This is a genomic window from Mycobacterium sp. E802 (genome assembly GCF_001666875.1).
Lineage (GTDB): Bacteria > Actinomycetota > Actinomycetes > Mycobacteriales > Mycobacteriaceae > Mycobacterium.
On sequence record NZ_LZJD01000052.1, the window covers coordinates 1 to 7,619 of the forward strand.

At 69.5% G+C, this 7,619-nt stretch carries 8 protein-coding genes and 2 pseudogenes; 5 read left to right on the plus strand and 5 right to left on the minus strand.

Going from position 1 to position 7,619, the window contains the following annotated elements; genetic code table 11:
* Positions 1-170 (minus strand): annotated as a pseudogene (locus A5699_RS29010) (ABC transporter substrate-binding protein); the annotation flags it as partial.
* Between the two features lie 117 nt (positions 171-287).
* Positions 288-794 (minus strand): general stress protein, encoded by a 507-nt coding sequence (locus A5699_RS07885; protein WP_067767910.1) that lies wholly within the window; start codon positions 792-794, stop codon positions 288-290.
* An 87-nt stretch (positions 795-881) separates the two neighbouring features.
* On the opposite strand from A5699_RS07885, the gene A5699_RS07890 reads away from it, so the two are divergent.
* Positions 882-1,529 (plus strand): DUF4190 domain-containing protein, encoded by a 648-nt coding sequence (locus A5699_RS07890; protein ID WP_067767912.1) that lies wholly within the window; start codon positions 882-884, stop codon positions 1,527-1,529.
* A gap of 19 nt (positions 1,530-1,548) precedes the next feature.
* Here the strand turns inward: A5699_RS07890 and A5699_RS07895 are convergent, their stop codons facing one another.
* A complete protein-coding gene (locus tag A5699_RS07895) occupies positions 1,549-2,514 on the minus strand; it encodes a CoA ester lyase (protein ID WP_157561147.1) in 966 nt (321 codons plus the stop codon).
* 25 nt (positions 2,515-2,539) lie between these two features.
* Here A5699_RS07895 and A5699_RS07900 point away from each other — a divergent pair, with 25 nt between their 5' ends.
* From A5699_RS07900 to A5699_RS07915, 4 genes are all read left to right on the plus strand, one after another.
* Positions 2,540-3,826 carry a magnesium transporter MgtE N-terminal domain-containing protein gene (locus tag A5699_RS07900; RefSeq protein ID WP_067767916.1) on the plus strand — a complete coding sequence of 429 codons (1,287 nt, stop codon included), beginning with the start codon at positions 2,540-2,542 and terminating at the stop codon, positions 3,824-3,826.
* A complete protein-coding gene (locus A5699_RS07905) occupies positions 3,823-4,368 on the plus strand; it encodes a DUF1003 domain-containing protein (RefSeq protein WP_067767918.1) in 546 nt (181 codons plus the stop codon). Before A5699_RS07900 ends, A5699_RS07905 begins: the two co-directional genes overlap by 4 nt.
* 146 nt (positions 4,369-4,514) lie before the next feature.
* Positions 4,515-5,849 (plus strand): lytic transglycosylase domain-containing protein, encoded by a 1,335-nt coding sequence (locus tag A5699_RS07910; RefSeq protein WP_067767920.1) that lies wholly within the window; start codon positions 4,515-4,517, stop codon positions 5,847-5,849.
* A 49-nt stretch (positions 5,850-5,898) separates the two neighbouring features.
* A complete protein-coding gene (locus A5699_RS07915) occupies positions 5,899-7,041 on the plus strand; it encodes an Mrp/NBP35 family ATP-binding protein (RefSeq protein ID WP_067767923.1) in 1,143 nt (380 codons plus the stop codon).
* A 15-nt stretch (positions 7,042-7,056) separates the two neighbouring features.
* Here the strand turns inward: A5699_RS07915 and tatB are convergent, their stop codons facing one another.
* Positions 7,057-7,464, minus strand: coding sequence for a Sec-independent protein translocase protein TatB (tatB, locus tag A5699_RS07920; RefSeq protein ID WP_067767926.1), 408 nt, complete (start codon positions 7,462-7,464; stop codon positions 7,057-7,059).
* A 2-nt stretch (positions 7,465-7,466) separates the two neighbouring features.
* Positions 7,467-7,619 (minus strand): annotated as a pseudogene (locus A5699_RS29015) (serine protease); the annotation flags it as partial.

Genomic DNA, 7,619 nt, shown 5'->3' on the forward strand with positions numbered 1-7,619 from the left:
CCGCCGAGTTCGGCGTTGCAGCGGTTGGCCACGGCGGTGAAAGTCGCCATCTCGTTGGCCGGGGTGTAGTAGTTGATGACGATCCCGTCGTCGTTCTCACCACACGCCGAGACCACCGAGGCCGCCGTCAACGCGGCCACTGCCGCAGCACATAGCCGCCGAGCGCGCACCGCCCTGCCTCCCGTCCGGATCCGAATCGCCGCCGGAGCAGCCCCGCGCGCACACCGTAGAGCCAAGCCCGCGCATGTGCAACAGTATGGGCCTGCCGCGGCCCAATCGTTACCTGGTCAGATCGTCAAGCGCGCCAGCAGATCCCGGCCCTGTTCGGCGCTCTGCGGGTCGCACAGGACGTCGTAGCGGCCGGCGACCAGCTGCATCGTCGAACTGAAATCTCTTGTGCCGCGGGCCATCGCGTACGGGATGGCCGAGGTGATCAGACCGAAGAAAACACCGGCGATCAGACCGGTGAGCAAGGCGCTCCACGGGTTGGGGCTGAAGAAGCCGAGGATCAGGCCGATGAACAGGCCCAGCCACGCCCCGGAGAGCACACCGCCGCCGAGCACCTTGGGCCAACTCAGCCGGCCGGTCACCCGCTCGACCTGCATCAGGTCCACGCCGACGATCGTCACCTGCTGGACGGGGAACTGTTGGTCGGACAGATAGTCGACGGCACGCTGTGCCTCGGCGTACGTCGGGTAGGAACCGATCGGCCAGCCTTTGGGCGGGGTGGGCAGCGCGCCCCGCGCGGCCGAGGCGGCCCCTGGGCTCTGACCGGGTTGAAATGGGCTCGTCATCGAACTTCACTCTCCTCCGTACCTGGCACCTCGGTGCCGCCGTCACGCCGACCGGGGCGTCGCCGTCGGTGCGCTAGGTTGATCAGCATGACAAACGCGGACGGCAACGCGGGCGAAACATCGCCATCCGACCCCGGCCCGCAGCCGTCGGAACCGTTGTCCGGCGGCTACGAAGCACCTTCCATCGAGCAGTCCCAGGATCTGCCGCAGACCGGTCAGACGCAACCGTCGTACGAGTTCACGCCTCCCGGCTACGGGGCCGACGCGGCATATCCGCCCGCATTCGACTATCCGTCGAACATCCCACCCGGCTATCCGCCACCGGCCGCGTTCGGGCCGGGATATCCGGTCGACTCCGGCTACCCGCCACCGATGCCCGGATACCCTCCGCCGCCGCCCTACGGCATGCCCGGTGGGTACCCGCCCGGCTACCCGACTCCCGGTTTCCCCGTCGGCTACGGAATGACGCCGGCCAACTCCACGAACAACTTGGCGATCGGATCGCTGGTCGCCTCGATCCTGTCGTTGCCGCTGGTGTCGATGTGTGCCATCGGCCTGATCGCCGCCTTCGTCGGCATCGGCCTGGGCATCACGGCCCTCAACCAGCTCAAGCAGAGCGGGCAGGGTGGACGCGGTCTGGCGATCTCCGGCATCGCCGTCGGCGCGCTCGGGGCGTTGATCAACGGTGGCTTGATACTTTTCTTCCTCGTCGGTCTGGCGGCATCGAGCACCTGACCGGGCGCCGCGGCCGAACTCAGTTCGGCGGCCGGAACGGTTCGGCCTGGCGGCTCATCCCCGCCGCGCGGCCCTTACCGGCAACCACCAGTGCCATCTTGCGGCTGGCCTCGTCGATCATCTCGTCGCCCAGCATCACCGCTCCCCTGGCCCCACCGGCGTGCGACGTGTGCCATTCGTAGGCATCCAGGATCAACTCGGCATGGTCGTAGTCGGCCTGGCGGGGGCTGAAGATCTCGTTGCCCGCCTCGATCTGATCGGGATGCAACACCCACTTGCCGTCGTAACCCAGCGCGGCCGAACGCCCGGCCACCCGGCGGAACCCGTCCACGTCGCGCACCTTCACGTAGGGCCCGTCGATCGCGTTGATGCCGCGGGCACGCGCGGCGATCAGAATCCGCATCAGCACGTGATGATGGGCGTCGCCGATGTCGTAGCCGTCGGGCTGACCGCCGACCTCCAGGGTGCGCATGTTCAGGCTGGCGGCCATGTCACCGGGCCCGAGCACCAGCGCCTGCACGCGCGGGCCCGCCGCGATCGCATCGATGTTGGTCAGCCCCTGGGCGTTCTCGATCTGCGCCTCGATCCCGATCCGGCCGGGCTCCAGGCCGTGGGTGGATTCCAGTTGGGTCAGAAGCAGATCCAGCGCCTGGACATGGGCCACCTCGGGGACCTTGGGCAGCACGATCAGATCGAGTCGGCCCCCGCCGGCGGCAACCCCGGCGACCACCTCGATCACATCCGCGTACGTCCACGGCGTGGTCCAGTCGTTGACCCGCACCCCGCGCAGCTGTCCGGCCCAGCCGTCGGCGTTCAGCGCGGCGGCCACCTGAGTGCGGGCCGACGCCTTGGCCTCGGGGGCGACGGCGTCCTCCAAGTCGAGGAACACCTCGTCGGCGGGCAGACGTTTGGCCTTCTCGATCATCTTCAGGCTGCTTCCCGGAACCGAGAGGCACGTTCTACGGGGTCGATACGTGTTCTCCACGACCACAGTCTCTACCCTTTGACTCATGGCGGCGGTGAACAGGGTCTACGCGGCCCGATTGGCGGGAATGGTGGTGCTGGGCCCCGACGGGGAGTCCATCGGCCGCGTCCGCGATGTGGTGATCAGCATCAGCATCGTCCGCCAGCAACCGCGCGTTCTCGGCCTCGTCGTCGAATTGCTCACCCGCCGAAGAATTTTCGTTCCGATTCTGCGCGTGACGGCGATCGAGCCGGGTTCGGTGACGCTGGCCACCGGAAGCGTCTCGCTGCGCCGGTTCGCCCAGCGCCCCGGCGAGGTGCTGGTGGTCGGCCAGGTGCTGGAAACCCGGGTCCGCGTTGACGATCCCGATTTGCCCCAGCTGGCCGGGATCGACGTCGTCGTGGTCGACATGGGCATCGAACAGACCCGGACCCGCGATTGGGTGGTGACCCGGGTGGCCGTGCGTCCGCAACGCCGCCTGGGGCGGCGCACCAACATCCACGTCGTCGACTGGCAGAACGTGCACGGGCTCACCCCGTCGGGCCTGGCGATGCCCGATCAGGGGGTGGCCTCACTCCTCGAGCAGTTCGAGGGGCAGCGCCCCATCGAGGTGGCCGAGGCCCTGCGCGAGCTTCCGGACAAGCGACGCTACGAGCTGTACCGGGCCTTCGACGACGAGCGGCTGGCCGACGTCTTGCAGGAGCTGCCAGAGGACGAGCAGGCCGCGGTGCTGCGCCAGCTGAACACCGAACGTGCCGCAGACGTGCTCGAGGCGATGGATCCCGACGACGCCGCCGACGTGCTGGGCTCGATGACCCCGGCCGACGCCGAGACGCTGCTGCGGCAGATGGATCCCGAGGACTCCGAGGACGTACGACGGCTGCTGGCCCACTCACCCGACACCGCGGGCGGTCTGATGACCAGCGAGCCGGTGGTCTTGGCCCCCGACACCACCGTCGCCGAGGCGCTGGCCCGCGCGCGCGATCCGGACCTCACCCCGGCGCTGGCCTCGATGGCCTTTGTCACCCGGCCACCCAGCGCCACCCCCACCGGCCAGTACCTGGGCTGCGTGCACCTGCAACGGCTGTTGCGCGAACCGCCGGCGGCGCTGGTGAGCGGCATCATCGACACCGACCTGCCGAGCCTGAGCCCCATCGACTCCCTGGCCGCGGTGACCCGCTACTTCGCCGCCTACAACCTGGTGTGCGGGCCGGTGGTCGACGAGGAGAACCACCTTCTCGGAGCGGTCTCGGTGGACGACGTGCTCGATCACATGCTGCCCGACGACTGGCGTGAGCGTGACGAGCCCGAGCTGCCGGTGGCAGGCGCATGAGCGAAACGTCAGCGCGCCAGCGGCTGGACACCCCCCGTGGCACGCGCGGCTTCGGGCTGCACGTCGACGTCGAGGCGGTCGGACAGTTCGGCGAGTCCATCGCCCGGTTCCTCGGTACCGGCCGCTACCTGGCGATCCAGACGATCATCGTGGTGGTCTGGATCGCGCTGAACATCGGCGTCTTCGCCTTTCAGTGGGACCCCTACCCGTTCATCCTGCTCAATCTGGCGTTCTCGACCCAGGCCGCCTACGCCGCCCCGCTGATCCTGCTGGCCCAGAACCGGCAGGAGAACCGGGACCGGGTCTCGCTCGAGGAGGACCGGCGCCGGGCCGAGCAGACCAAGGCCGACACCGAGTATCTGGCCCGCGAGCTGGCCTCGTTGCGGCTGGCCGTGGGTGAGGTCGCCACGCGCGACTATCTGCGTCGTGAGCTGGAGGAACTGCGCGACCTGATCGCCGAACTGCACGCGCCGGCCGATGCCGAACGCAGCGCGTCGAGCAAAGCCGACGGGGCCGAGCGCCGACCCAAACGCGGTGGTTGATCTCCCTGTCGACCATTGTCGTAACAATCGAAAGCCCGACTATGTATGGTGACTTGGTTCACTACATCATCAGGCCGGAAATTGACCTTAAGGACGGGTAAGTGCGCATAGGGGGAGGAGCGGCTCTCGCGACCGCTCGGCGCCGTATGAGCCAGCTCGTGCGTTCGCCCGCACTCGGCGTCGCCGTCCTGGCCCCCATCGTGTTGGTCGCCGGTGCCGGCTCGGCCGCGCCGCACGGCGAGGTGTCCACCGCGGGGGTCACTCCGCTGGCCGCTGTCGAACCTCAGATCGACCGGTCGGGCCCCGCGGTCGTCGCCGCGGCCAAACCGCCGACGAACTTCCGGATCAAGCCGATGACCACGATCTCGGCTCCCCCGCCCGCGTTCGTCGTCAATACCCCTGGCGCCCTTGGCATTCCGGGCACCTCGTTGAAGGCGTACCGCAACGCCGAGAAGATGATGGCCGCGGCCTACCCGGGATGCGGAATCAGCTGGAATCTGCTGGCCGGCATCGGGCGGATCGAATCGGCCCATGCCAACGGCGGCGCGACCGATGCCCGCGGCACCGCGGTCCGTCCCATCTACGGCCCCGCCCTCGACGGCACCCTGCCGGGCAACGAGATCATCGTCCAGAGCGCGCAGGCCGGCCGCGTCACCTACGCCCGCGCCATGGGGCCGATGCAGTTCCTGCCCGGGACCTGGGCCCGCTACGCCTCCGACGGCGACGGCGACGGCCGGGCCGACGTGCAGAACGTGTTCGACTCGGCGCTGGCCGCGGCCCGCTACCTGTGCAGCGGCGGGCTCAACCTGCGCGAGCAGTCCCAGGTCATGACGGCGATCCTGCGCTACAACAACTCGGTGGCCTACGCCCGCAACGTGCTGGGTTGGGCCGCGGCATACGCCACCGGTGTGGTGCCGGTCGACCTGCCACCGATCACCGGATCCATTCCGCCGATCGGCGACTCACATCTGGACAACCCGGAGGGCCTGGGACCGGGCCTGCCCGCCGATGCCACCGGCCTGCCCGCCGGGGATCCGCTGGCCCTGATCCCGCTGCTCAACCGCAACGAGACCGGGACACAGAATGTGCCCGGATTCGCGCCGGGTCAGGTGCTCGGCCCGCTGCCCGGCCCGGCCCAGGCGATTCCGTCGCCCACTCCGGAGGCCCCGCCGCGCTGGATCCCGCCGTGGGAGCAGCCGCCGCGCCAGCCGACGTGCGTGGTGTTCTGCCTCGGCGAGCAGACTCCCCCGCCCGGCCCACCGCTGGCGCCGCCGCCCGCAGCAGGACTTGCTCCGCCGCCGGCACCGGCTCCCGCGCCACTTGCTCCGGCACCGGCACCCGGGCTCGCCCCGGCTCCCGCGCCCGGACTTGCACCGCCGCCGGCACCCGTCGGCCCGCCCGTCGAGGCCGCCGCGCCTGACGCTCCGGCCATCGGACCGGTGACCGGTCCGGCACCGGGACCGGCGCCGGGTCCGGCCTGACGTCAGCCTGAATCCGACGCACGTCGCCGCCGCCGTAGACTCGGCGGTGATGTCCGAATCTGCCACTGAACTGCAATCCGCGGTTCGCGCTGCGCTGGCCAAGGTGATCGACCCCGAATTGCGGCGGCCGATCACCGAACTCGGCATGGTCAAGAACATCTCGATCGAGGCCGATCACGGCGTCCACGTCGAGATCTACCTGACCACCGCGGCCTGCCCGAAGAAAAACGAGATCGCCGAACTGGTGAAGGCGGCCGTCACCGACGTGCCCGGCACCGGCGCCGTCAAGGTCAGCCTCGACGTGATGAACGACGAGCAGCGCGCCGAGCTGCGCAAACTGCTCCGTGGCGATTCCCGTGAGCCGGTGATCCCGTTCGCCCAGCCGAACTCCCTGACCCGGGTGTATGCGGTGGCCTCCGGTAAGGGCGGGGTCGGAAAGTCCAGCGTGACAGTCAACCTGGCTGCCGCGATGGCTGACCGCGGGTTGACCGTCGGCCTGCTCGACGCCGACATCTACGGGCATTCGGTGCCGCGGATGATGGGCACCACCGATCGGCCCACCCAGGTGGACTCGATGATCATCCCGCCGGTCTCGCACGACGTGAAGGTCATCTCGATCGCCATGTTCACCCAGGGCAACACGCCCGTGGTGTGGCGTGGGCCGATGCTGCACCGGGCCCTTCAGCAGTTCCTGGCCGACGTGTACTGGGGCGATCTGGACGTGCTGCTGCTCGATCTGCCGCCCGGCACCGGTGACGTGGCGATCTCGGTGGCCCAACTGATTCCGGGCGCGGAGATCCTCGTGGTGACCACGCCGCAGCTGGCCGCGGCCGAGGTGGCCGAGCGGGCCGGGGCCATCGCCCTGCAGACCCGTCAGCGCATCGCGGGTGTGGTGGAGAACATGTCGGGCCTGACGATGCCCGACGGCACGGTCATGCAGCTGTTCGGTGAGGGTGGCGGCCGCCAGGTGGCCGACTCACTGACCCGCTCGGTCGGCGCCGACGTGCCGCTGCTGGGCCAGGTTCCGCTGGACCCGGGGCTGGTGGCAGCCGGCGATTCCGGCGTGCCGCTGGTGTTGTCGGCCCCGGATTCGGCGGCCGGCGCCGAACTGCGCAAGATTGCCGAGGGGTTGTCGGCGCGCAAACGTGGCCTGGCCGGGATGTCGCTGGGCCTGGACACCACGCGCCGCTGAATCACCGCCCCGCGGCTACGTGGCGTCGGGATCGAATACGGTGCCGGCCGGTTTGGCGCCCGTCTCACCGGCCGGCTTCTCGGTGGCGGCATCGCCGGGAACCGACGGCTGTTGCGGCGTCTTGCGCTCCTCGAAGGCCCCCGTCAGGAACGAATCATCGCCGTCGAGAAGATGTTTCGTGATCGCTGCCCGCGGCGTCATGCCGCGCAGCTTCTGCAGTTCGGCCAGGGGTTCACGCAGATCGTCGAACTCCGGGCCGAGGTCCTGGCGCAGCTGACTGGTGGCGCCGGTGACGTAATCGCGCGCCTGGCGCACCGCGTTGGAGGTCCAGCGGATCGCCCCGGGCAGGCGTTCGGGCCCCAGGATCACCAGACCGGCGATCACCAGGACCAGCATCTCCCCCCACCCGATGTTGGCGAACACGGCTACTGCTCTTTTTGATCGTCGCCGATCGGCGTGACCATGAAGGTCATCGGGCGGCCGTCACGCAACACCTCGACCGGGGCTTCCTGCCCGATCTTGAGCAGGCGTACCGCGACCACCATCTCGTCGGCGTCGGCCACCTTGCGGTCACCCAC